This is a genomic window from Lachnospiraceae bacterium (assembly GCA_025758065.1).
Lineage (GTDB): Bacteria > Bacillota > Clostridia > Lachnospirales > Lachnospiraceae > Enterocloster.
The window spans coordinates 699,309-723,045 of record CP107199.1 but is presented as its reverse complement, the minus strand read 5'-3'; the positions used below and the strand labels follow the sequence as shown (position 1 = coordinate 723,045).

The following is a 23,737-nucleotide window of genomic DNA, read 5'->3' as shown; positions in this document are numbered from 1 at the left end:
TCATGATGGGAATTTATCCATTGGTAATTAAGGAGACAGAAAAGATATTAATTGTCGCTCCGCATCCAGATGATGAGAGTATTGGCACAGGGGGGCTGCTTTCCCTGTATTCAAATCAGTGTGATGTAATCGTAATGACAGATGGTCGATATGGCAATACTGAAATTCCACCGGATCAGATGCGGGAAATCAGGAAGAAGGAATTTTGCCAGGCAATGAAAAAGGCGGGACCACACCAATATATATTATGTGATCTTGAAGACGGAAAGCTTATTTTACATGAAAAGTATTTCAGGGAAATTGATTTTTCCCGATATACATTTATTTTTTTGCCAAATCCAAAGGACAATCACAGTGACCACATGGCAGCATATTTATATACGGTCAATGAAATAAAAAGACGAAACATAAAAAATATAAAGGTGTTTCAATATGAAGTACATACGCCGCTGCCTGATGCTACATGTTACCTGGATATTAGTACGGTTATAGAAAAAAAACAGGAACTTGTCGCGTGCCACAGTTCGCAAATGAAAGTCCATCCATATGTACAGCAGGTGAGAATATTGGCGCAATACAGGGGATATCAGAATGAACAGCCAGATAAGTTTTTAGAGGTTTATACAGAGGTTAAACTGGAAGAAAGACAAATAACGGCAGGAACGGAATTTGAACTTTCAAAATATAAGCAATTTACAAGAGTGCTGCTGAAATGGATTGATATCCGGAATTCGGGGAAAAGTATAGCGGATTTCATGAAGGGAAATGGATACTGTAAGGCAGCTGTGTATGGATATGGACCAATAGGAAAGCTGTTATATGAGGAATTAAAAAAAGCAGGCTGTGATATTCCGTATATTGTTGATAAAAATCCAGCCTTGCAGGCAGAAAATATCCATATATATCATGATATGGAAAACTTAAAAAAAGTAGATGTCATTATCGTAACCGCAATGTCCCATTACGAGGACATCGCAAAAGAGATAAGGGATCATACCGATATAAATGTTGTATCACTGGAAAAAATTATAATGAGCTATGAATGAGGAAAATCTTATGAAAACATATATATATGGAGCTGGAAACATAGCGTTGCATATTATCGCAAAAATGAAAGAATATGAAGGAGAGATCACGGGCTTTATCGATTCATATAAGAAGGGAGAATATGAAGGATATCCGATCGTTCTATTAGAGGATGTGGAGAAAGACAGCAATGTGGTCATCTCTGTGCTCAATACGAACAGCATATTGGAAATATACCAAAAATTAAGACAGGCAGGAATCTCTAATATTTACTGGTTCTATGATGCAACCCAAAAAGATATAAAGTATGATAATGCTGGATTTCTTGGAAAGGAATGTCTTAATCTGAGCGGTTGGGGAGATGTTGTGATGCCTCATATTGAACTGCACATTTCAGATAAGTGCAATTTGAATTGCAAAGGATGTACACATTTTTCCCCATTGTTTGAAGATGTAGGAGCAGTGTTGGAAAAAAAGATGGCGGACATAAGACAGCTGAAAAAAATGTTTTCAGATATATTCAGAATCGATATCTTGGGCGGCGAACCATTGCTTAATCCGCAATTAAAGGAATATGTTGTAGAACTCCGAAGAGAGCTTCCGAATACATTTATTCAAATATATACAAATGGATTACTGATTCCGAAACTGGGAAAGGATGTACTGCAGGCGATCCACGACTATAATATTGGAGTGTCGGTATCGGAGTATTATCCAACACATCAGATGATCGATAGGATTACGAAGTGCCTGAACCAATATGGTATAAGATACAGAATTGCGGAATACGATGGGAAGCAGCTGTTCAACAAGCCGATATCAATAAGTGAAAACAGTAAATATCCTAAAAAATGTATTTCGAACGGCTGTATAACAATCAATGATGGACTTATCGCACGATGCCCGACCCTGATGTATATTAGCAGGTTTAATGAATATTTTGATCAGAAGCTGCCTACGGATGGCATTTATCGGATCAGTGATTATAACAATGGGAAAGAACTGTTAGATGATATGAAGAGGGAAGTCCCTTTATGCAAGCATTGTATCGAGTGTGACATGGAATGGTCCGTATGCGGATCACAAAAACAAATGAAAGATTTTGCTGTAGAAGATTAGGTGAAAAATGCAGAAAATATTTATATTTGGAAGAGGTCAATATTTTAGAGAGAAATATATAACGTTTAAAACAAAATATAATATTTGCGGATTTATAGATAATGCGGTCGGGAGCGAGGAAGAGGACGGATTTTTACATATTCCTGTCTATAATCCGTTAAGGTTAAAGGAGCTTCCGCAATATGACATATATTGTGTTTCAGCTGATTTTATATCGATGTGGCGTCAGCTAAAAAGCCTGGGGATCAGTGAGCATCGGATAAAATTTGGGGCAATGATAGAACCGATGCAGGAGGGGATAGAAAAAGCGGCATTTTCCAATGGGGAAATATTATCCGCAAAAAATGGAAAGCTGTTATATTCATCACAGAAATATAAAAATGTGAGTATATCTTCGATGGAGGATATCAAGGAAATTGTCAGGGAATCTGTAAAAAATAAAAATCATGATATCGCAAAAATACAGGCGCTGTCGACAAAGCCGGTCAGTAAAGTATTTGGAAGCGAAAGAGGAAAAGCAGTAGACCGCTATTATATAGAAAAATTCTTGAGCAGCAAATCGAATGTAATACGTGGAACAGTGCTGGAAATTGCAAATGACCAATATACTAAAAAATTCGGCGGAAATAATGTCGAAAGATCGATCGTAAGCCATGTGAAAGGCTGGGGGAAGAATAGTATACTATGCAATTTTGAGACAGGTGATGGAGTGATCGAAAATTCGGTGGATTGTGTCATATGTACACAGACATTGCAGTATATTTTTGATCTTCGCAGCGCAATAAAAAATATATATAAAATGTTAAAAGCCGGGGGGACTGCATTGATCACAGTCCCTGGGATCAAACCCTTATGTGAATATGATAATGATAATTGGGGAGAATATTGGAGCTTTACACCTAAATCCATAGAGAAATTATGCAGGACCGTCTGTGACGGGGAACATTTTGAGCTGGAACAATTTGGCAATGTAAAAACGGCGACAGCGTATCTATATGGATTATGCGTTGAGGATATGCAGGAAGAAGATTTTACAGAAAAGGATTTACAATATCCTTTTATCATATGTGCTAAAATTAGTAAGGAATGAGGCGACACTGGGAATGCCGAAGGTAAGTATATTGATGCCGGCTTATAATGCTGAGAGATACATAGGAACAGCTATTGAAAGCGTGCTTTCCCAGTCATACGATGACTGGGAACTGATAATAGTTGACGATGCGTCTGATGATAATACAGGAGCTATTTGTGAGCGGTATGCATCAAAAGATAAGCGGATAAAGACTTTACGTCATACGGAAAACAAGGGGATCTCCATTGGGAAAAATGAAGCGTTAAGGCATGCTTCAGGAGACTATATTGCTTTTTGTGATGATGACGATATTATGGCATCTAAGACATTAGAAGATAATTTATATTTAGTAGAAGAAAATAATGCGCAAATTGCAAGATGGTCATATAAAACTGTTAAAATTAGCAGTGAAAATGTTGTGATAGGCGAGATACCAAGAATATGCAGAAACAATATATACCATAATCGGGAGGAAATTTTCCGCGATTATGAAAATGTACATGAGGTGTTAAGCTGCGACTGGACAGGATTGTACGATAGAAAATTTTTAAACAGGCATAATATAAAATTTAATGAAAAATACAGGTATGGAGGAGAAGATACGGAATTTAATATTTTAACATTGCAATATGTTGAAAGAATGGTCATGAGTTCCGAAATATATTATGCATGGCATTTAAGGAAAAATCACAGTACAACGGCAAAAAGAAACATTAATTTTTGTTATAGCATGATAGAGGTGGCAAAAAAAGAACATGATCTGCTGGAAAAAAACTGTGAGGATTTTGAGAAATTATGGGCGTCATACGGATCATTCTATAAAAATCTAATATTAGATTATGCGGAAAAATTACCGGAAAGTGACAGAACAATTATAGAACAGATCATGAGAAAAAACGGCTGGTGATCGCTGTATTCAGCAGGCGCACAGACCTGCGGAACAGCTGTTCCAAATATTACATGGCAGGTCATCAACCGGAAAAAAGACAGAATAAAGAAGGGAAATACAACATGCAGTTTGAATTAACAGCCTCGATGATGTGCGCGGATTACGGGAATCTTGCGCAGGAAGTAAAATCCCTGGAAGAAAGCGGGATCGATTCTTTCCATATCGATATTATGGATGGAAGGTATGTCTCCAATTTTGCCATGTCGTTAAACGATATGCGCTATATTGCTGGAGCGACAGAAAAGCCGCTGGATGTGCATCTGATGATCGAACATCCAAACAATCTGATTCATTTATTTTTAAAAAATTTAAGAAAAGGTGACACGGTGTATATCCACCCGGAGGCAGAGTATCATCCGTCAACCACATTACAGAAGATCATTGACGCAGGGATGGTACCGGGGATTGCAATCAATCCGGGGACATCGGTGGAGACGGTGCTTGAAATGCTCCGGATTGTCAAAAAGGTACTTGTAATGTCGGTCAATCCCGGAAATGCCGGGCAGATGTATCTGCCTTATGTGGGGAAAAAGATCACGAAGCTCCTGGCATTAAAGGAAGACATGGATTTTGAAATGTACTGGGACGGCGCGTGCAGTGCCGAGCGTATCCTGGAATTTGCTCCAAAGGGCATGAAAGGGTTTGTACTTGGAACAACGCTGCTGTTTGGGAAGGACAGGCCTTACGGGGAAATCCTGAAGGATATCAGGAATTTGAGGCTATGAACACAGCACTGATCTTATCCGGCGGAGTCGGCAGCAGGCTCGGCGGGGATATGCCAAAGCAGTATATAGAAGTGGGAGGACGGATCCTTCTGTCGTATTGTCTGGAGCGGCTGTCGCGGCATCCGTTGGTGGACGCGGTCCAGATCGTGGCGCAGGAAGAATGGCAGGGGACGATCCGCAGCTGTCTGAAGCGGTATGATATAAATAAAAAATTCAGGGGCTTTTCAAATCCGGGGGAAAACCGCCAGCTCTCCATTTACAATGGCCTTCGGGACATTTTAACCTATGCGGCGGGGACGGATGATACCGTGCTGGTCCATGATGGGGCGCGTCCGTGCTTGCCAGGGGCATTGATCACGGAATGCGTCAATGCTCTGGAGAGACATGACGGAGTGATTCCGGTCCTTCCGATGAAGGATACCGTTTATGTAAGCAGTGACGGAAAACATGTGTCATCCCTGCTAAACAGGGGGGAGATTTTTGCCGGACAGGCGCCGGAGCTGTTTGTACTGGGGAAATACTATGAGGCCAATGAGCGGCTTCTCCCCCACAGGATTTTCCAGATCAACGGTTCAACGGAGGCGGCGGTCCTTGGTGGGATGGACATTGTGATGATACCGGGTGATGAGGGAAATTATAAAATTACGACCAGGGCAGACCTGGAACGTTTCAGGGAATTTATTTCGCAAAAAGAGGATACGATGGGAGAAATTTCAAAATGAAGGCATGGGTGCTTGAAGATATCGGGAAGATCCAATATAAAGAGGTGTCAAAGCCACTGCCCGGGGAGCATGAGGTTTTAGTGGAAGTGAAGGCGGCGGGAATCTGCGGCTCGGACATTCCACGGATCTATCAGACCGGCGCGCACCGGATGCCGCTGATCCCGGGACATGAATTTGCGGGCCGGGTAGTGCAGACCGGCGAAAATACGGATGCAAAATGGCAGAATAAACGAGTCGGCATTTTTCCGTTAATTCCCTGCCGCAGCTGTATCGCATGCAGGAAAGGACAGTATGAGCTATGCAGAAATTACAGCTACCTTGGTTCCAGACAGGATGGGGGATTTGCGGAGTATGTGGCAGTGCCGGAGAGCAATCTGATCGAACTGCCGGAAACTGTTTCATATGAGGAGGCAGCGATGCTGGAACCAATGGCAGTGGCATGCCACGCACTGCGGCGTGTGGGTGCATCATACCAGGATACGGTTGCCGTGTGCGGACTGGGGACGATCGGAATGCTGATCGTCATGCTTTTATTGGAACGGAATGTGAAGGATCTCCTTGTAATTGGAAACAAGGAATTCCAAAAACAAATGATTTTAAAGCTTGGCATCAAAGAAGAACAGTTTTGTGACATCAGGTCGGAAAATGTGGATGCATGGCTGGATAAAAAGACCGGAGGAACCGGGGTAGATGTTTTTTTTGAATGTGTTGGTAAAAATGAAACCTTTTCACTGGCAATTGAGCATGGGGCGCCGGGCGGAAAGGTTTGTCTGGTTGGAAACCCATATTCGGACATGCTGCTTGATAAGCAGGTTTACTGGAAGATTTTAAGAAATCAGCTGACCGTAACTGGAACATGGAATTCTTCTTTTACAAGGGAAGTGACAGATGACTGGCATATGGCAGTGTATCTGCTAAAAGAAAAAAAGATTGTTCCTTCACAGCTTATTTCCCATCGGTATAAGCTGGAAGGATTAGACCGGGGATTTAAGATCATGGGGAACAGATCAGAGGATCATATGAAGATCATGGCGGTTACGTAACAGCAGCTAACAGGAAAATGAATGGTATACAAGAGGCAGGGCAGATGAAAGAAATTTCAATGGATTTTTTCAGAGATGAAGTGAGAAACGGATTTTTTATTCCCACAGTGATAAAACAGGCATGGGCGGCGCAGTTACAGGTGTTGGATGTGATCGATACCATCTGCAGAAAGCATGGCATCACGTATTTTGCAGACTGGGGAACGATCCTTGGAACTGTGCGCCACGGCGGATATGTGCCGTGGGATGATGATCTGGATATCTGCATGAAACGGGAGGATTACGTCCGGTTTAAAGAAGTGGCCAGGACAGAACTGCCGGAACATTTTTGCATTCATGATTATGAACATAAGGAAGACCACTGGGAGTTTTTAGCCCGTGTTGTTAATCATGAACATATATGCTATGATCTGGATCATCTGAAAGAGTTTCATAATTTCCCGTATCTGACAGCAATTGATATTTTTGTGCTGGATTATCTGTATAAAGATGAGCAGAAGGAAAAGCAGCGATGTGAGGAAGTGAAATACATTATCGCATTTGCGGACATGATTGTTGGGGGAAATGTTACACCGGCAGTCAAGGAGAAAAATTTAAAAAAGCTGGAACAAAAATATCATAAGAATTTTAACAGGAGACTGGATGCTCGTCATATGGGGATCGAATTGTACCGTCTGGCAGAGGAACAGATGGCCCGTGTGCCGCAAGAGCAGTCTGACAGGATGGCGCAGATATTCCCATGGGGGCTGTTGGGAAAACGTGGAGAGGATAAAAAATATTACGGGAAATTTGTAAGACTTCCATTTGAAAATACGACGATGCCGGTGCCTGCCGACTATCACGAAATTTTGAGCCATAAATATTATGATTATTTTAAGATCCATAAAGTGTGGGGGGGACATGATTATCCGTATTTTGAAGCACAGCGCAAAAGTTTGCAGGCGGTTGCTGATTTTAAACTGCCGGAATTTACATTTGACAGGGCAATGCTGCGCCAGAATATTAGTCTGACAAAAAGTGACCACACGATGCAGAACACCGCTGCCGATGCGCTGCAGACGATCCAGGAATTGCATAATGCATTTATTGAGGGAATGCAGGGGAAAGCAGGCAGCGGATTAGTGGCAGATGATATAGAGCATATGCTTAATATACTGGCACAGTGCCAGGACATTGTGATCGATCTGGGCAATTATATTGAGCAGATGAAAGGAGAACATCATCCGTCAGCAAAGAAATGTGTTGTGGTATTGGAAGCGTATTGTGAAAAGCTTTTTCATGTATATAACGCACTGTCCGGTGGAGCAGAGAACAAAAACTTATGTGAAGAATTGAAGCAGGCATTTGTTCAGATGAAACAGACGGTTGAAAAGGAGATCATCCATAAAAAACTGGTTGCCTTTTTACCGGATGATCCTAAACGGTGGAAAGAAATGCAGAAGATGTATGACCATTATAAACAGCAGGAAAATACAGAGGTCTGCGTGACACCGCTGCCATTGTTTACGAAAGATCCATATGGAGAGATCACGGCACAGAAAGAGGGAAATGACAGAAATGATAAGAGAGAGGAATATCCGGATCATTTAAATGTTATACCATGGACGGCTATCCAGATGCAGTTTTATGAATTTGCGGCCATTGTGATCCAGAATCCATATGATGGGGAGAATCCATATCTGACGATTCCACCGGCATATTACGCAAAACGGCTTCAACAGTACACAAACTGCCTTATCTATATGATGCCCCAGGGGGTTAATGACTTTACGGAAGATGATATTACAGATGTATATGGGTTGAAGTACAGCCTGACTATGCCGGGGGCCATGTATGCTGACAAGATTTTAATAGAGTCTTCTGCTATGAAGGAGCTGTTTGCAGATCACCTGACTGCATTTGCAGGTGAAGATACAAGAGCAGTCTGGAATGAAAAAATAGAGCCGGTCTGCGCATTTTTGGGTGTGGAAAATTGTCAGGAAACTCCAGAGAACAGAAGCGGGCAGAAAAAAACACTTCTTTATTGCATTGGTGAAAATGAATTTTTTGAGAATACGGCTGCTGCACTTGATAAAGTGAAAGAACGGCTTGAGGTCATGGCGCAGTATCCGGATCGTCTGAAAGTGGCAGTATGCCTGTACCCATATGATATTGCAATGTGGGAGATCATTTCTGCGGCAGAAAAGGGTGAAGTGATCCAGGTATTAAAAAAATATTGTCATAGTAAGCATATAGAATTTTTGGAAACAGCTGATATCCATATGGATGATATGACTGCCTATTATGGCAGCCCGTCCCCGCTTATCTGCCGGTTCGTAGAACAACATAAACCGGCGATGGTGTCTGAATGTGGCTGTGACGTTACACAATGAAAATGAACTGCCCGTGTCCAGTAACTATAGTGTAAGCATATGCTAAATCCCGCAGTTATATCAGATATGCATGAATTGCATAGTATATGAAACAGATTTTCATTGATTTTCAGAAATAATGAGACTATAATGAGCATTAAATTAGTTACAGCGGTCAAAAATAGTAAGGCATTTTAGGTTTTAGACAGAAAGATTCCGAGAAAATCTGAGTAAAAGAAACGGAGGATATAAGATCATGGAAAAGAAAAATCTTGACTGGGCAAATATTGGTTTTGCATATATGCCAACTGATATGCGTTATGTATCAAATTATAAAGATGGAGCATGGGACGAGGGAACTCTGACCGCTGATTCCAATGTTACGATTAATGAGTGTGCAGGTATCTTACAGTACTGCCAGGAATGCTTCGAGGGCTTAAAGGCCTATACAACAGAAGATGGAAGCATCGTTACCTTCCGTCCTGATATGAATGCAGAACGTATGATGACTTCTGCCGAGAGACTGGAAATGCCAGTATTCCCTAAGGAAAAATTCTTAGATGCATTGGATCAGGTTGTTAAGGCAAATGCAGCGTGGGTTCCGCCTTACGGAAGCGGCGCAACCTTATACATCCGTCCATATATGTTTGCTTCAGGTCCTGTTATCGGTGTTAAGCCATCCCATGAATATCAGTTCAGAATGTTTGTTACACCAGTTGGACCATACTTCAAGGGCGGCGCTAAGCCGATCACTATCTGTGTCAGCGACTTTGACCGTGCAGCACCTCACGGAACAGGCCATGTAAAAGCTGGTCTGAACTACGCAATGAGCCTTCATGCACATGAAGTAGCACATGCAAATGGATTTGATGAGAACATGTTCCTGGATCCGGCAACCAGAACTTATGTAGAGGAGACCGGCGGTGCAAACTTCCTGTTTGTAACAAAGGATGGCGAGGTTGTTACTCCTAAGTCTGATTCTATCCTTCCTTCTATTACAAGACGTTCTCTGGTATACGTTGCAGAGCATTATCTTGGTTTAAAGGTTACTCAGAGACCGGTTAAACTGTCTGAGTTAGGTGACTTCGCTGAGTGCGGACTTTGCGGTACTGCAGCAGTTATCTCCCCTGTTGGCAAGGTAGTAGACCACGGCAAAGAAATCTGTTTCCCAAGCGGCATGGACGAAATGGGACCAGTGATCAAGAAGCTGTATGATACTTTAACCGGTATCCAGATGGGACGTATTGAAGCTCCGGAAGGCTGGATCAGAAAGATCTGCTGATAGATATTAAACAGACAGACATAGATATCATATCTCCCGGATATATTGTTGTAACAGTATATCCGGGAGATATTTTGTGAAAGAAGTAAAGGATTTATTATGTAAAGTCTGCATCTGGATGACAGTATTTTCCCTGCTCTTATCCGGCTGCAGCATTCTGGACAAAAAAGAGGAGAAAGTACGTGATCTGGAGATCATGCCTGTTTCGGACAGTGAACTTCCACAGGAATTACAGACGCTGATCGCCCAGAAAACATCAGCTCCCTTTAAAATGACTTATTCTACAGATGAAAATCTGTACATAGCTGTTGGATATGGGCCACAGGAAGGCGGCGGATACAGCATCAGTGTTAATGAACTGTATCTGACGGGGAATTCCATTGTTATTGATACAGAGTTAAAAGGACCGGAAACAGGAGAAAATACAGGAACAGAAAGCTCCAGCCCTTATATTGTGGTAAAAACAGAACTTTTGGAACTGCCGGTTGTGTTCCGGTAAAAATGTTACAGTTCAGCCATGACTGTAACTAAAAGGTAACTAAAAAAGCAGAAATTGGTGTGAACACTCTTTTCTGGAAATTGTTCATATGCTATACTGGTACATCATTTTCGAAACGATGTACTAATCCATCATTTTCAGAAGGGAGCAGTATTATGATATTTAAAGATATTTGGCTGGACATTAAGGCAGTACAGGAACGGGATCCGGCGGCCAGAAGCGCTCTGGAAGTTTTGCTTTTGTATCAGGGGATCCATGCACTGATCTGGCACCGGTTTGCACACTGGTTTTATAAGCATAAGATGTTTTTTATAGCCAGACTGATCTCACAGATCGCCAGATTTTTCACCCTGATCGAGATCCATCCGGGAGCACAGTTAGGCCATGGCATTCTTATTGATCATGGTTCGGGTGTAGTCATTGGTGAAACAGCGGTGGTTGGCGATAACTGTACCATTTATCAGGGTGTCACTCTGGGTGGTGTAGGAACCCAGAAGGGCAAGCGTCATCCTACTCTTGGAAACAACGTAATGGTTGGTGCCGGAGCCAAGATATTAGGTGCATTTGAAGTGGGTGACAACTGTTCCATTGCTGCCAACGCAGTGCTTTTAAAACCGCTGGAAGACAATGTAACAGCTGTTGGTATCCCGGCAAGACCGATTAAAAAGGACGGAGTGACCATTCCAAGACGGAAAGAGACTATGACTTTGGAAGAATATGAGCAGATGAAAGAGCGTATGTCCCAGATGGAAGAAGAAATCCGTCAGTTAAAGGAAAAACTGGAGAAACAGTAAAAGGTTCAGGAAATATATTTAAGTATAAAACACCTGTTGTCCGCATAGACTTTCGTAAAAGACTATGAAAACGGCAGGTGTTTTTTATGGAATTAATAAAGAAACAGATACATATGAACCAGTGGAAAGGAAATGCAGTGACCCAGATCACTCTGGATGAAGATTTTATCGTTCCGGACACATTAGAGGATATGGATCAAGTTATTTTAGATAATGCAAGGATCCTTGGGGAAAATGGGAGAATCCAGGATGAGAAAATGACCATAAAAGGAAAAATGGAATTTGCGGTCCTTTACAGGAAGGAAAATGGCGGTCTGGAGACTTTAGGAGGTAATATTCCTTTTGAAGAAATGGTAAATGTACCCGGTCTTAAGGAGGGGGATGATGTAACAACAAGCTGGATCCTGGAGGATATGAAGGCAGAAATGATCAATTCCAGGAAGCTGGGAGTCCAGGCAGTTATTACAGTGGAGATACGGGCAGAAGGAGAGGAAAATGCATATGCAGCTTCTGATGTGAAAATGTCCGGGACAGAAGGCGGCATGATACCGGAAAAAGATGTGCCGGAAGTAAGGACTGGGATCATCTCACCGGTGGTGCTGGCATTACACAGGAAAGATACCTACCGTATCCGGGAGAATACAGCTGTTACAGGAGGAAGACCGGATATTGCCAGGCTTTTATGGAAGGAGATCCATATTGGAAATCAGACGGTAAAGCCTTTAGAGGGACGTCTGTATCTGGAAGGCCAGTTAAATGTATTTGTTATTTATGAAACAGAGGAAGAAAACATGCCGGTACAGTGGATGGAAGAGGTGCTGCCATTTTCCGGGGATATAGAGATATCCCAGGCCCATGAAGGCCAGATCCCACAGGTATCTGTGAGGCTGTCTCACGGGGAAATAGAAGTAAAGCCGGATGCAGAGGGACAGATGCGGGAGCTGGACGTGGATGTGGTACTGGAACTGGATATCAGGTTATACGAAGAAAAAGAGGAAACCCTGATCCGGGATATGTATTCCAACAGCAGTAAATTGATCCCGGAGACAAAAAAACTTCAATACGAGCGGCTGATCGCCAAAAATGTATGCAAACCCCGGATCGTGGAGAAAATACATCTGGGGCAGTCAGAACGCATTTTACAGATCTGCCATACCCAGGGAAGCATCCAGCTGGATGAGGCAGAGCCTCAGGAAAACAGTCTGCTGATAGAGGGGGTATTAGATGTGACCATTCTTTATCTTACCAGTGATGATAAAGCACCGGTCCGCTCTGTTTCCCGCCAGATCCCCTTTAAATGCAGTGCCCAGGCATCTGGTATTACAAAAAACAGTGTGTATCAGCTGGATACAGCCTTAGAGCAGCTGGCAGCACTTATGACCGGGAATGATACTGTGGAGATCAGGGCAGCTGCAGCCCTTGATTTTATGATATTAGAACCTGTAACGGAAACTGTGATCACAGGAGTAAAAGAAGAACCGCTGGATCTAAAGGCACTGCAGGCACTTCCCGGCATAGCTGGATACATTGTACAGGAAGGTGACTCACTGTGGGATATTGCAAAAAAATTCCATACCACTATGGGAAATATCATTACCACCAATGAACTTCCGGGAGAGCAGATCAAGGCGGGCCAGAGACTGCTTCTGGTAAAAGAGGTGGGAGTGTAGAAGGACTTTCTGGAGTTATGAAGAAAAAAAGTAATGTAAGATAAATGAAATATGTGCTATCATAGTATCTGCAAACGAAAAAAGAAATGAGGTACGAAATGAATTTGAATTTTAAGCCTGTAGAGGCTGAAGATATGTCCAGGCTGCACCCTTTTTATGGTCTCAGGCCCAATAGGACCTGTGACAGCGTATTCCTGGACTCTTTTTTATGGAAAGATTACTATAAGGTAAAATGTGCGGTCAGCGAAGACCGGGCTGCTTTATGGCTTATGGAAAAAGATGGCATTCTTTCAAGTGCCATGCCGCTTTGCAAAGAGGAAGATCTTCCGCATTTCTTCTATCAGATGGTAGATTATTTTGACAATGTACTCCATAAACCTTTCTATATTTCTCTGGCTGACGCAGAAGCTGTAGAATATCTGGATCTGGATCCGGAAAAGTTTGAAGTAACAGAATTAGATGACTTAAAAGATTATCTTTACGATGGAAATGCCATGCGTACACTGGCAGGAAAGAAGCTCCACAAGAAGAAAAACCGTTTAAACGGCTTCTTAAAAACCTACGAAGGCAGATATGAATACCGCAGGATCTGCTGTTCTGACCGTCAGGAAGTGTGGCAGTTTATGGAAAAATGGAGACAGCAGAAAGTAGAGTCTTATGAAAATGAGATTTCCCTGGATTACGAAGTAGCCGGTATCCATGATATTTTAAAAAACTGCTCTGCCTTTAATGTGCCAATGGCCGGTGTTTATATTGACGGGGAATTAAAGGCATTTACAGTGGGAAGCTTAAATGAGCGGGAAAATATGGCAGTGATCCATATTGAAAAGGCGGATCCTGAGATCAATGGCCTGTATCAGTTCATCAACCAGCAGTTCTTAGTCCATGAATTTCCGAATGTGGCGTTAGTAAACAGAGAAGATGATGTAGGCATGCCGGGACTGCGCAAAGCGAAGATGAGCTATTATCCGGTGGATTTTGCAAGAAAATACTCCGTTAAGAAGAAATATTGAGTTTACAGAAATTAAGATAAATTCGTTACAGTTCAGTCATTACATCTTCTTGTTTCCATATTCATGAAAACAAGAAGCTTGGTGGTTCAAGCATATGCTGATTTGGAAGAAAAAGTGCTTATGCAAGCAAGCTTGCAACACACTTTCTCATTCAAACCAGCGCATGGCTGAACTGTAACATAAATTCCATTCAATAAGGCTGCTGTACTGGGCAGAAAGAGGTGGATGTGGTACGATATTTAGATAAAAGTGAATACGGAAAATGCAGACTCTTATGGGAAGAAGCATTTCCGGAAGATTCAAAAAGCTTTGCAGATTATTATTTTTCTGAAAAACTCCCAGGCAGTAAAGTGCTTGCCATAGAAGGAGAGGAAGGGAAGCTTTTGACCATGGCTCATTTAAATCCATATATGATCTCTGTAAATGGAAAAAAATGGGAACTGCCTTATATTGTAGGCGTGGCCACGGCTGCAGACCAGCGTCATAAAGGCTATATGCGCCAGGTCCTTTATAAAATGCTTCGGGATTTAAATCAGGAGAAAAAGCCTTTCTGTTTCCTGATGCCTGCCGCAGAGACGATCTACCGCCCTTTCCAGTTTGCCTTTATCTATGACCAGCCGGTGTGGAAACCAGAGGACGAACCGGAAAAAGATCTGGAAAAGTGCCCTGTGGATCTGGCAAAAAAGGCAGAAACAGCAGCTCACTGGATGAATGATTGGCTTGAGAAGCATTATGAAGTTTATGCAGTAAGAGATAAGGCTTATATGGAGCTTCTTAAAAAAGAGCTTGAAAGCGAAGCAGGAGAAGTGACCGGCTGGTATGAAAAAGACGGAAAACTTCATGCATTGGAAGCCTGGTGGGGACTTGGAAAGAGAGAAGAGCGGTTTTATTACACCTTATCTGAAATCGAACCGTCAGATACGCACCCGGCGATCATGGCCCGGATCACAGATATAAAAGCACTACTGGAGGTCATCGGTTTAAATGAGAATGCGCCGGAAGACAGATTTCAGGCGGTTCTTTCCATAAAGGATCCCATTATACCGGAAAATGAAGGCCGCTGGCTGTGGAAACTGGAAAAAAATGGAGGTACACTGGAGCGGATGATTGGACTGGGGCTGCAGACAGAAGCAGAAGGCAGCGAACAGGCGATTTTGTCTTCAAGTGAGGTGTTGGAGATCAACATTGATGAGCTTGCACAGTGGATCTTTGGGTATAGGCCCTTAGAAGAGATATCAGGTGTTGCACCACCGTTCTGGACAGAGTATGTGAGGACGTTGCGAGGAGTATTTCTGGATGAAGTAGTGTAAATTTCTCGCAAAATCAAGTACAAAAAGATTCCGAGAGTACATTACATTTTATAGGAGGAAACGCATATGGATGAAAAATGGCAGCAGTTAAAAGACTGGATCAATGAAAGCGACAACATTGTATTCTTTGGCGGAGCTGGTGTCTCCACGGAAAGCGGCATACCGGATTTTCGCAGTGTAGACGGGCTGTATAACCAGAAATATAAATATCCGCCGGAACGGATCATCAGCCACAGCTTTTACATACAGAATCCGGAAGAATTTTACCGCTTCTATAAAGACCGCATGCTGTTTCCTGATGCAAAACCGAATGCAGCCCATAAAGCTCTTGCAAAACTGGAACAGGAAGGAAAATTAAAGGCTGTGATTACCCAGAACATTGACGGTCTTCACCAGATGGCAGGAAGCAAAGAAGTGCTGGAGCTTCATGGTTCTGTACACAGAAATTACTGCACCCGCTGCGGCCAGTTTTATGATCTGGACTATGTAAGAAACAGTGAAGGCGTTCCCACCTGCTCTTGTGGCGGCCGCATCAAACCGGATGTAGTCCTTTATGAAGAAGGACTGGATGACCGTACGATCCGGAAATCTATTGACTATATCCGCAATGCAGACATGCTGATCATTGGCGGCACTTCCCTTGTAGTTTATCCGGCAGCAGGTCTTATTGACTATTACAGAGGCAGTAAACTGGTTCTGATCAATAAAAGCGTAACTTCCAGAGATTCCCAGGCAGATCTGGTGATCTCTGACAGCATCGGAAAGGTGCTGGGAGCAGTTGTGGAATAATAGATATTTTGGTACAGACAGGAGAAAAAGAATATGCCTGAAGAACGTTTAAACTATGAAGTAGGAGATATCGTAAAATTAAAAAAGCCCCACCCGTGTGGAAGCAGTGAGTGGGAGATCTTAAGAGTAGGAGCGGATTTTCGCTTAAAATGCACCGGCTGCGGGCACCAGATCATGGTAGCCCGCAGACTGGTGGAGAAGAATACAAAAGGGTTAAAGAAAAAAGATGGGATCACCGGTTGATATAGCGCCATAAAGTGGTACGGCTGATCCCCAGCTTCTTTGCTGCAGCTGTCTGGTTTCCATTGCAGCTGTTTAAAATATGCTGGACAATGTCCTGATTGATGCGGTCAAGAGGCTGTTCTAAGTTTAGGGAAAAGTCTTCTTTTTCAGGAAGCGCTTTGGAATGTGTTATCATATGCGCTTCATGGTCATCCGGGAAAAAGGCGGACTCTTCTTTTAATATTTTTTCAATTGTATCACGGGATATATAGGCAGTGCTGGTTTCCAGTACTGCTTTTTTTAATATACGTTTAAACTGGGTGCGGTTACATGGATAGTCATATTCTATAAGAAGCTTTGCGGCCCCGTCTTCCAGTCCTACCACCTGGCGGCCCAGATTCTGGTTCAATGTATCAATATAAAGGGCGGCTGAAGGAACAATGTCATTTTTCTGCTCCCGTAAAGGCTTGATAGGAAGAGGCACACACCCCAGCATATTGGTATACTCCAATGCAGCATGGGGCATATGACCGTCCTTTGCCTGGGTACAGGAAAAGATCAGACGGTTGCGGATGTGCAGGTTGGTGTCCAGTATGATGGATAACAGCTGTTTCTGCCGCTGATGGGACAAAACGCCCAGATTGGAGATGTAAATGGTATTTCCGTTGTCTGTAAAAGGAGAGTTGTAATGATTGATCAGAAAATTCCAGGTTTTATCATTTAACATGGAACAGTTTACAACGTAAAGCGGTTCATCATTAAACTGGCTCTTTGCATAGTGGAGATAAGCTACACGGTCTTTGCCTGTACCGATCTCTCCGGTGATCATAAGAGGGACTGAAGAAGAACCTGACTGATCCATGGCAGCGGCAGCACTGCGGGATAGTTCTGTATTGCTGTAAAAGCTTTCAATAAAGCTTTGTAATGCCTGTTCTTTATCCATAATGGTAATGCCGTATTTAGAGTGGCTTAAAGGAATCTTGGATAACATGATGCGGAAGATGATATAAGGGAAATCCCCTTCCTCAGCCAGGCTGGAGCGGACGGAATACAGCTGGTTTCCCAGTGTGATAAAGAAAGAACGCCTGGAGGAAGTGCGGCATTTTCCAAGCTCTTTTTGCAGGCTCTGGATAAATTCCTCCTCTTTTTCATCATTGACTGTGGAATAATGGCAACGGCCTTCCAGATCCAGGATCAGATACTGGTTGGAGCTGCTGCGGATCAGGGACTGCATCATGGCATTGGAATTGCACAGCTTCTGGTACTGCTGCCAGGTGCCAATAGCATTTTCAATGGCCTGTTTTACACTTTCTGCACTGGAAGTAAGAAGGATAGGTGTAAGTCCGATCATTTTTGCATGGTCATAAGGGATCATATCGCAGACTACAGTTTTATAGCCCTGTTCCTTCATACGGTCCAGAAGATCGCCGGAGCCTTTCCAGTTATCTACGGAGAAGGAGAAAATATCTACATGGATCTGGAGAAGATCGCAGAGGTTTTTTGCGATGACAGTCAGGGACTGGAAGCCTAAAAGGGCAAATTTGGTCCCGGTATTCTGGGCCATTTTAATACAGCGCAGTACATCATAATAGCCAATACCAATATCGATGACCGGGATATGTACAGACTGGGAGATCATCTTGGCTGTGTTTGCACGGGAGATGATAACGTCATAATGTTCGCTGTAGCGTTTTGCAAGGGCAAGTCCCTGTTCCATGCTTCCTGCATAGGCGGTAAACTCAATCTCAGGGTACTGCAGGGCACATTGTTTCATAAGAGTAGCAAGTCCTTTATAGGGGGCAATTCCCAGTATACGGATTTTTTTTATCATTTAGGGCACCTCACATTTATAAATGTTACAAATTTAAACATATTATACAACAAATTCATTGAAATAGAAAGACAAAACCGTGTAGAATATAAAACGAACGAGAAATAAATCTAAAAAAAATATGAACTCTCACAAAAGTGTTTCAAAAATGAACAATTAGAAAGGCGGTGAAATGGTTGGAAGAAAGATACCTGATCATTGCAGATGATTTTACCGGAGCTAATGATACCGGCGTCCAGCTGCGCAGAAGAGGTTTTCCAACAGAAGTGCTGTTTTGCGGAAAGCCGATGGGTGCAGACAGATCTATTGTCATTGATACAGAGTCCAGAACGGTTCATCCTGATCATGCATATGAGATAGTGTCCCATGCACTGGAAGATGTGGATTTTGGCAGCTTCCGCTATGTGATCAAAAAAGTTGATTCCACCATGAGAGGAAATATTGCAGCAGAAATCAAGGCAGTAGATGAACATTTCAAACCGGAATTAATGATCTTTGCACCGGCTCTTCCGGATTTAAAGAGAACGACTGTAGACGGGGTGCAGTGTTTAAACGGCGTAGAGATCTGCCGCACGGAGCTTGCCAGCGATCCTAAGAACCCGGTAGTAGAAGATGATCTGGTAAGGATGCTGGGAAGATATTATGAAGAAAAGGTCATTTTAAAAAGACTCCCGGATGTGAGAAGCGATGATCTTGATTTTACAGAAGGCCGCATTTATGTATGCGATGCAGATTGCAATGATGATTTAAAGAAAGTTTTAAAGGCAGTTGCAAAAACAGGAAAAAAGGTGCTTTATATCGGCACAGCAGGACTGGCTGATAATCTGATGGAACTGGAACGGCCGTCTCTTCCGGCGCTGGGAGTGGTTGCAAGTGTAAGCACCGTGACTAACCGGCAGATGAAATACTGCGAAGAAGCCGGGATTAAAATGGTAAAGCTTCCTATGCATGATATTCTGTCCGGAAAAGAGGATACAGAGTGTTACCTGAAGGAAGTGGTAGATTCTTTAAAGGCAGGTAAAGATACCATTCTTCTTACCAATACAGCCTATGACAGAAGCGAACTGGAGCTTTCCTTTGAAGCTGGTGAGGCGTTAGGACTTGGCCCTGTAGAGACTGGTGATAAGGTACGTTCCATAGTTGGTCGTCTGGCAATGGAGATCCTGGAACAGGTAAAGGTTTCCGGTGTATTCCTTACAGGTGGTGATACAGCCCTTGGAACGCTGATGAACATCGAAGCAGACGGTTCCCAGATCCTTTCTGAGATCCGCGTAGGTATCCCATTAGTGCAGGTAAAGGGCGGAAAGTACGAAGGAATGAAGCTGGTAACAAAGGCAGGCGCTTTTGGAGCTGATGATGCAGCTGCATTTGCATTGCGCAAGATCAAAGAAGCATAAAATGATCAAATCATGACCCTTATATAACATGATGTTGGGGTCAAAAGGTATTTTGACCCCTCTGATACCGAATTGCTACGTGCTTTGCACTCCCGCAATTCTAAAAACATTCGTAATCCGCTCATTTTTCTTCAAAAAATGGCTTCTTACTCATGTTTTTGGCGGGTCCCAAGTTCAAAAATCCTCCTGCAAGCAAGCTTGCATCGGATTTATGACCTTTTGACCCTGGTATCATAACATATAAAGCAATAAAAAACGTAAAACTTAACGATTTAATCATTCATTTAAAACAGGAGGAAGCAGAGATGAAAGAATTTTTATTACCTTATGGAAAAGAAAAATTAACAGCAAAGATCGAGGATGAGCATCTGGCAGGTGTGCTGTTATCTGAACTTCACAGCTACAAGGCGCCAAAGAGCGGGGCAGAGCTGGTTCAGGATGCTTTGGAGCATCCCATTGGAACTCCAAGACTGTGCGATATGGCAGTTGGAAAGAAGAAGGTAGTTGTTATTTCTTCTGACCATACAAGACCTGTTCCAAGCCACATCATGATGCCTCTGATCTTAGCTGAGATCCGTAAGGGCAATCCTGATGCTGATATTACCATTCTTATTTCAACCGGTCTTCACAGAACAACTACCAAAGAAGAGCTGGCAGCAAAATTTGGTCCTGAGATCATGGCAAATGAGAAGATCATAGTTCATGACTGCGATGACAAGGACAACCTGGTATACCTTGGCAAGCTTCCATCTGGCGGCAATCTGATCATTAACCGTCTGGCAGCAGAAGCAGACCTGTTAGTAGCAGAAGGCTTTATTGAGCCACACTTCTTCGCAGGCTTCTCCGGCGGCAGAAAGAGTATTCTTCCAGGCGTTGCAAGCCGCGAGACTGTTATGTACAACCACAACTCCGGATTTATTAATGATCCTCATGCACGTACCGGTGTTGTTGAAGGAAACCCGATCCACAATGATATGCTGTATGCAGCAAGAGCAGCAAGACTGGATTTCATCGTAAATGTAGTTATTGATGCAGCACATGATCCTATTTTTGCAGTAGCCGGTGACTGTGATCTGGCTCACAGAGTTGGACGTGAGTTCTTAGCTTCCAAGTGCCAGGTAGATGCAATTCCGGCAGATATCGTTATCTCTACCAACGGCGGATATCCTCTGGACCAGAACATTTATCAGTCTGTAAAGGGTATGACTGCAGCTGAGGCAACTGTAAAAGAAGGCGGCGTTATCATCATGCTTTCCAAGGCAGCTGATGGACACGGCGGAAAATACTTCCATGAAACCTTCCGCGATGAGAAGGATCTGAACCGTATGATGAAGACCTTCCTTGACAGAAAGCCGGAAGAGACTATTATCGACCAGTGGCAGTCCCAGATCTTTGCAAGACTGCTGTTAAAGGCAACTGTAGTATTTGTATCTTCCTGCGATGACCAGTTAGTAGAAGATCTGCACATGGTTCCTGCACACAGCATGGAAGAAGCTTTGGAAAAGGCAAAAGCTATTGTTAAGAAGGAAGACTACAAGGTAACTGTTATCCCGGATGGCGTATCTGTTATCGTCAGAGAGTAATGGATCAACTTTAAACTCTGAAATGTCTGGAAGCAGGCTTTCTGGTGTGTTTCCAGACAGGTGAAATAAATGTACTCCCGGAGTTTTTCTCACAAAATCAGGTATAAAAGGATTCCGAGAGTACATATAAAGAAAAAGGAGAAAGACAGACATGAAATTTGTTCTCATTCCTGATTCCTTTAAGGGAACTTTAAGTTCTGAGCAGATCTGCGAGATCGCAAAGGAAAAAGTAGAAAAACATTTTCCTGGAGCTGAAACAGCCTGCGTTCCTGTAGCAGACGGCGGCGAAGGCTCTGTAGATGCATTTATTACCGCTTTAGGTGGCAGCAAGGTAACTGTAAAGGTTAAAAACCCATATTTTGAAGATATGGATTCCTACTATGGCCTGATCAATGAAGGCAAGACCGCAGTGATCGAAATGGCTTCCTGTGCAGGACTTCCATTAGTAGAAGACCGCAAGAATCCGAGAAAAACAACTACATATGGTGTTGGACAGCTGATCCTGGCAGCAGCTGAAAGCGGTGTGGAAAAGATTATTGTAGGATTGGGCGGATCCAGTACCAATGACGGTGGCTGCGGTGCAGCAGCAGCAGTTGGCGTTAAATTCTATGACAAAGACGGAAAGGAATTCGTTCCAACCGGCGGAACTACCGCAGATATCTGTAAGATCGACTTAAGCGGCAAGGCAGAGATCTTAAATAAAGTTGAGATCGTTACCATGTGTGATATTGACAACCCAATGTACGGGCCAACCGGCGCATCCCACATCTTCGGACCGCAGAAGGGCGCTGATGAGGCAATGGTACTGGAGCTGGATGAAGGTATCAAGAATTTAAGCCGTGCTATTACAGAAGCAATTGGCAAAGACATCAGTGAAGTTCCGGGAACCGGCGCAGCAGGCGCTATGGGCGCAGGCATGATCGCTTTCTTTGGCTCCCGTCTGCAGATGGGCATCCAGACGGTTCTGGACACTGTAAAGTTTGATGAAATGATCAGTGATGCTGATTACATTATCACCGGTGAAGGAAAGCTGGATTCCCAGAGTCTTCGCGGCAAAGTTGTGATCGGTATTGCAGAGCGTGCAAAGAAACAGGATAAAAATGTGATCGCTGTTGTAGGCGGTGCAGATGATGCAGAGATCGATAAGGCATACGAAATGGGTGTAACTGCCGTATTCCCTATCAACCGTTTGCCTCAGGACTTCTCCATAAGCCGTCATCACAGCAAGGAGAACCTGGCTTATACAGTAGATAACGTTTTAAGACTGATCGCTGCAAAATAAAAAATATAATTTAACATAAGGGGGATACTAGAATGAACATTCTGAAAAGCGTGAAAAAAATTCCTGGTGGTTTAATGGTAGTTCCGTTGCTGTTAGGTGCAATTATTAATACATTTTTTGGCGGTACGATCTGGACCATGTTTGATGGTACATTTACTACATACCTTTGGAAATCAGGTGCAATGCCGATCCTGGCAGTGTTCATTTTCTGTAATGCAACAACCATCAACTTCAAAAAAGCAGGCGTTACCGTTTATAAAGGCGTTGTAATTACCGCTGTTAAAGTTGGTGTTGGTATTATCATTGGTCTGATCTGTGGTAAGCTGTTTGGCGAAGCAGGTTTCCTGGGACTGTCCACACTGGCGATCGTAGGTGCCCTGGCAAACTCCAATGGTGGTCTGTACGCAGCATTAGCTGGTGAGTATGGTGATGCAACAGACGTAGGTGCTGTTTCTATCCTTTCTATCAACGATGGTCCTTTCTTTACCATGGTAGCTTTAGGTGCTGCTGGTGTTGCAAAGATCCCAATGTCCGTACTTGTAGGCTGTATCATTCCTGTAATCGTTGGCTGTATCATGGGTAACTTAGATGAAGACATCCGCAAGTTCTGCGAACCAGGTGCTTCTATGCTGATCCCATTTTTCGCATTCCCTCTGGGCGCTGGCTTAAACATCATGAACCTGATCAAGGCAGGTGGCCCTGGAATCCTTTTAGGTGTTGGCTGTACTCTTATTACAGGTCTGGTTGGATACCTTGTATACAAGCTGTTAAGAATGGATCATCCGGAAGTTGGTGGTGCTATTGGTACAACAGCAGGAAATGCAGCAGCAACTCCTGCATCTGTAGCAGCTGTAGATGCAACCTTACTTGCAGTATCTGAAGCAGCAACTGCCCAGATTACTGCAGCTATCATCGTAACCGCTATCTGCTGCCCGATTCTTGTATCATGGCTCCATAAGCTTGAGGATAAGCGCAGAGCAGCAAAATAAGTAAATAGATAATAAAAGAATAAGTACAGCTGGTTTGGCTGTAAGATAAGTGGGACCGGGTGGAAGCAT

The 23,737-nt window shown here is 43.2% G+C and carries 21 protein-coding genes; 20 read left to right on the top strand and 1 reads right to left on the bottom strand.

Features of this window, described 5'->3' with window-relative positions:
• Positions 1 to 2 precede the first annotated feature (2 nt).
• The 16 genes from OGM16_03310 to OGM16_03235 all read left to right on the top strand — a co-directional run bounded on the left by OGM16_03310 (position 3) and on the right by OGM16_03235 (position 16,607).
• Positions 3 to 1,046 carry a PIG-L family deacetylase gene (locus OGM16_03310; GenBank protein UYJ47313.1) on the top strand — a complete coding sequence of 348 codons (1,044 nt, stop codon included), beginning with the start codon at positions 3 to 5 and terminating at the stop codon, positions 1,044 to 1,046.
• A gap of 10 nt (positions 1,047 to 1,056) precedes the next feature.
• Positions 1,057 to 2,145, top strand: coding sequence for a 4Fe-4S cluster-binding domain-containing protein (locus tag OGM16_03305; protein ID UYJ47312.1), 1,089 nt, complete (start codon positions 1,057 to 1,059; stop codon positions 2,143 to 2,145).
• A 7-nt stretch (positions 2,146 to 2,152) separates the two neighbouring features.
• Positions 2,153 to 3,235, top strand: a complete 1,083-nt coding sequence (locus OGM16_03300; protein ID UYJ47311.1) for a class I SAM-dependent methyltransferase — start codon at positions 2,153 to 2,155, stop codon at positions 3,233 to 3,235.
• Between the two features lie 13 nt (positions 3,236 to 3,248).
• Complete coding sequence (locus OGM16_03295; GenBank protein ID UYJ47310.1) at positions 3,249 to 4,124, top strand: glycosyltransferase; 876 nt, start codon at positions 3,249 to 3,251, stop codon at positions 4,122 to 4,124.
• Between the two features lie 104 nt (positions 4,125 to 4,228).
• Positions 4,229 to 4,891: a ribulose-phosphate 3-epimerase gene (locus tag OGM16_03290; protein ID UYJ47309.1), complete on the top strand. Its 663-nt coding sequence runs from the start codon at positions 4,229 to 4,231 to the stop codon at positions 4,889 to 4,891.
• Positions 4,888 to 5,613 carry a 2-C-methyl-D-erythritol 4-phosphate cytidylyltransferase gene (locus tag OGM16_03285; protein UYJ47308.1) on the top strand — a complete coding sequence of 242 codons (726 nt, stop codon included), beginning with the start codon at positions 4,888 to 4,890 and terminating at the stop codon, positions 5,611 to 5,613. The genes OGM16_03290 and OGM16_03285 overlap by 4 nt, the downstream gene beginning before the upstream one ends.
• Positions 5,610 to 6,656 carry a galactitol-1-phosphate 5-dehydrogenase gene (locus OGM16_03280; GenBank protein UYJ47307.1) on the top strand — a complete coding sequence of 349 codons (1,047 nt, stop codon included), beginning with the start codon at positions 5,610 to 5,612 and terminating at the stop codon, positions 6,654 to 6,656. The genes OGM16_03285 and OGM16_03280 overlap by 4 nt, the downstream gene beginning before the upstream one ends.
• 44 nt (positions 6,657 to 6,700) lie before the next feature.
• Positions 6,701 to 9,028, top strand: a complete 2,328-nt coding sequence (locus tag OGM16_03275) for a LicD family protein (GenBank protein UYJ47306.1) — start codon at positions 6,701 to 6,703, stop codon at positions 9,026 to 9,028.
• Between the two features lie 235 nt (positions 9,029 to 9,263).
• Complete coding sequence (locus tag OGM16_03270; protein ID UYJ47305.1) at positions 9,264 to 10,289, top strand: branched-chain amino acid aminotransferase; 1,026 nt, start codon at positions 9,264 to 9,266, stop codon at positions 10,287 to 10,289.
• A gap of 118 nt (positions 10,290 to 10,407) precedes the next feature.
• Complete coding sequence (locus OGM16_03265; GenBank protein ID UYJ48385.1) at positions 10,408 to 10,788, top strand: protease complex subunit PrcB family protein; 381 nt, start codon at positions 10,408 to 10,410, stop codon at positions 10,786 to 10,788.
• Between the two features lie 155 nt (positions 10,789 to 10,943).
• A complete protein-coding gene (gene cysE, locus OGM16_03260) occupies positions 10,944 to 11,582 on the top strand; it encodes a serine O-acetyltransferase (GenBank protein UYJ47304.1) in 639 nt (212 codons plus the stop codon).
• A gap of 86 nt (positions 11,583 to 11,668) precedes the next feature.
• A complete protein-coding gene (locus tag OGM16_03255) occupies positions 11,669 to 13,252 on the top strand; it encodes a DUF3794 domain-containing protein (protein UYJ47303.1) in 1,584 nt (527 codons plus the stop codon).
• Positions 13,253 to 13,350: 98 nt separating this feature from the next.
• A complete protein-coding gene (locus OGM16_03250; GenBank protein UYJ47302.1) occupies positions 13,351 to 14,265 on the top strand; it encodes a phosphatidylglycerol lysyltransferase domain-containing protein in 915 nt (304 codons plus the stop codon).
• A gap of 227 nt (positions 14,266 to 14,492) precedes the next feature.
• A complete protein-coding gene (locus tag OGM16_03245; protein ID UYJ47301.1) occupies positions 14,493 to 15,575 on the top strand; it encodes a GNAT family N-acetyltransferase in 1,083 nt (360 codons plus the stop codon).
• Positions 15,576 to 15,641: 66 nt separating this feature from the next.
• Positions 15,642 to 16,364, top strand: coding sequence for an NAD-dependent protein deacylase (locus OGM16_03240; protein ID UYJ47300.1), 723 nt, complete (start codon positions 15,642 to 15,644; stop codon positions 16,362 to 16,364).
• A gap of 33 nt (positions 16,365 to 16,397) precedes the next feature.
• The gene (locus tag OGM16_03235; protein UYJ47299.1) at positions 16,398 to 16,607 is read left to right on the top strand and encodes a DUF951 domain-containing protein; all 210 of its coding nucleotides are present in this window, start codon (positions 16,398 to 16,400) and stop codon (positions 16,605 to 16,607) included.
• Here the strand turns inward: OGM16_03235 and OGM16_03230 are convergent.
• Positions 16,597 to 18,417, bottom strand: a complete 1,821-nt coding sequence (locus OGM16_03230) for a PrpR N-terminal domain-containing protein (protein UYJ47298.1) — start codon at positions 18,415 to 18,417, stop codon at positions 16,597 to 16,599. The genes OGM16_03235 and OGM16_03230 overlap by 11 nt on opposite strands.
• 176 nt (positions 18,418 to 18,593) lie before the next feature.
• On the opposite strand from OGM16_03230, the gene OGM16_03225 reads away from it, so the two are divergent.
• The 4 genes from OGM16_03225 to OGM16_03210 all read left to right on the top strand — a co-directional run bounded on the left by OGM16_03225 (position 18,594) and on the right by OGM16_03210 (position 23,668).
• Complete coding sequence (locus tag OGM16_03225) at positions 18,594 to 19,814, top strand: four-carbon acid sugar kinase family protein (GenBank protein ID UYJ47297.1); 1,221 nt, start codon at positions 18,594 to 18,596, stop codon at positions 19,812 to 19,814.
• Between the two features lie 305 nt (positions 19,815 to 20,119).
• Positions 20,120 to 21,397 carry a nickel-dependent lactate racemase gene (larA, locus tag OGM16_03220; GenBank protein ID UYJ47296.1) on the top strand — a complete coding sequence of 426 codons (1,278 nt, stop codon included), beginning with the start codon at positions 20,120 to 20,122 and terminating at the stop codon, positions 21,395 to 21,397.
• 151 nt (positions 21,398 to 21,548) lie between these two features.
• Positions 21,549 to 22,679 carry a glycerate kinase gene (locus OGM16_03215; protein UYJ47295.1) on the top strand — a complete coding sequence of 377 codons (1,131 nt, stop codon included), beginning with the start codon at positions 21,549 to 21,551 and terminating at the stop codon, positions 22,677 to 22,679.
• A 32-nt stretch (positions 22,680 to 22,711) separates the two neighbouring features.
• Positions 22,712 to 23,668 carry a 2-keto-3-deoxygluconate permease gene (locus tag OGM16_03210; protein UYJ47294.1) on the top strand — a complete coding sequence of 319 codons (957 nt, stop codon included), beginning with the start codon at positions 22,712 to 22,714 and terminating at the stop codon, positions 23,666 to 23,668.
• Positions 23,669 to 23,737 lie beyond the last annotated feature (69 nt).

What these genes read in the sequence shown, in the direction of transcription:
- OGM16_03270 (UYJ47305.1), top strand. Translation starts at nt 9,264, where the DNA reads ATGGAAAAGAAAAATCTTGACTGGGCAAATATTGGTTTTGCATATATG.
- OGM16_03295 (UYJ47310.1), top strand. Translation starts at nt 3,249, where the DNA reads ATGCCGAAGGTAAGTATATTGATGCCGGCTTATAATGCTGAGAGATAC.
- cysE (UYJ47304.1), top strand. Translation starts at nt 10,944, where the DNA reads ATGATATTTAAAGATATTTGGCTGGACATTAAGGCAGTACAGGAACGG.
- OGM16_03240 (UYJ47300.1), top strand. Translation starts at nt 15,642, where the DNA reads ATGGATGAAAAATGGCAGCAGTTAAAAGACTGGATCAATGAAAGCGAC.
- OGM16_03290 (UYJ47309.1), top strand. Translation starts at nt 4,229, where the DNA reads ATGCAGTTTGAATTAACAGCCTCGATGATGTGCGCGGATTACGGGAAT.
- OGM16_03275 (UYJ47306.1), top strand. Translation starts at nt 6,701, where the DNA reads ATGAAAGAAATTTCAATGGATTTTTTCAGAGATGAAGTGAGAAACGGA.
- OGM16_03210 (UYJ47294.1), top strand. Translation starts at nt 22,712, where the DNA reads ATGAACATTCTGAAAAGCGTGAAAAAAATTCCTGGTGGTTTAATGGTA.
- OGM16_03255 (UYJ47303.1), top strand. Translation starts at nt 11,669, where the DNA reads ATGGAATTAATAAAGAAACAGATACATATGAACCAGTGGAAAGGAAAT.
- OGM16_03285 (UYJ47308.1), top strand. Translation starts at nt 4,888, where the DNA reads ATGAACACAGCACTGATCTTATCCGGCGGAGTCGGCAGCAGGCTCGGC.
- OGM16_03250 (UYJ47302.1), top strand. Translation starts at nt 13,351, where the DNA reads ATGAATTTGAATTTTAAGCCTGTAGAGGCTGAAGATATGTCCAGGCTG.
- larA (UYJ47296.1), top strand. Translation starts at nt 20,120, where the DNA reads ATGAAAGAATTTTTATTACCTTATGGAAAAGAAAAATTAACAGCAAAG.
- OGM16_03310 (UYJ47313.1), top strand. Translation starts at nt 3, where the DNA reads ATGATGGGAATTTATCCATTGGTAATTAAGGAGACAGAAAAGATATTA.
- OGM16_03280 (UYJ47307.1), top strand. Translation starts at nt 5,610, where the DNA reads ATGAAGGCATGGGTGCTTGAAGATATCGGGAAGATCCAATATAAAGAG.
- OGM16_03235 (UYJ47299.1), top strand. Translation starts at nt 16,398, where the DNA reads ATGCCTGAAGAACGTTTAAACTATGAAGTAGGAGATATCGTAAAATTA.
- OGM16_03230 (UYJ47298.1), bottom strand. Translation starts at nt 18,417, where the DNA reads ATGATAAAAAAAATCCGTATACTGGGAATTGCCCCCTATAAAGGACTT.
- OGM16_03300 (UYJ47311.1), top strand. Translation starts at nt 2,153, where the DNA reads ATGCAGAAAATATTTATATTTGGAAGAGGTCAATATTTTAGAGAGAAA.
- OGM16_03265 (UYJ48385.1), top strand. Translation starts at nt 10,408, where the DNA reads ATGACAGTATTTTCCCTGCTCTTATCCGGCTGCAGCATTCTGGACAAA.
- OGM16_03215 (UYJ47295.1), top strand. Translation starts at nt 21,549, where the DNA reads ATGAAATTTGTTCTCATTCCTGATTCCTTTAAGGGAACTTTAAGTTCT.
- OGM16_03305 (UYJ47312.1), top strand. Translation starts at nt 1,057, where the DNA reads ATGAAAACATATATATATGGAGCTGGAAACATAGCGTTGCATATTATC.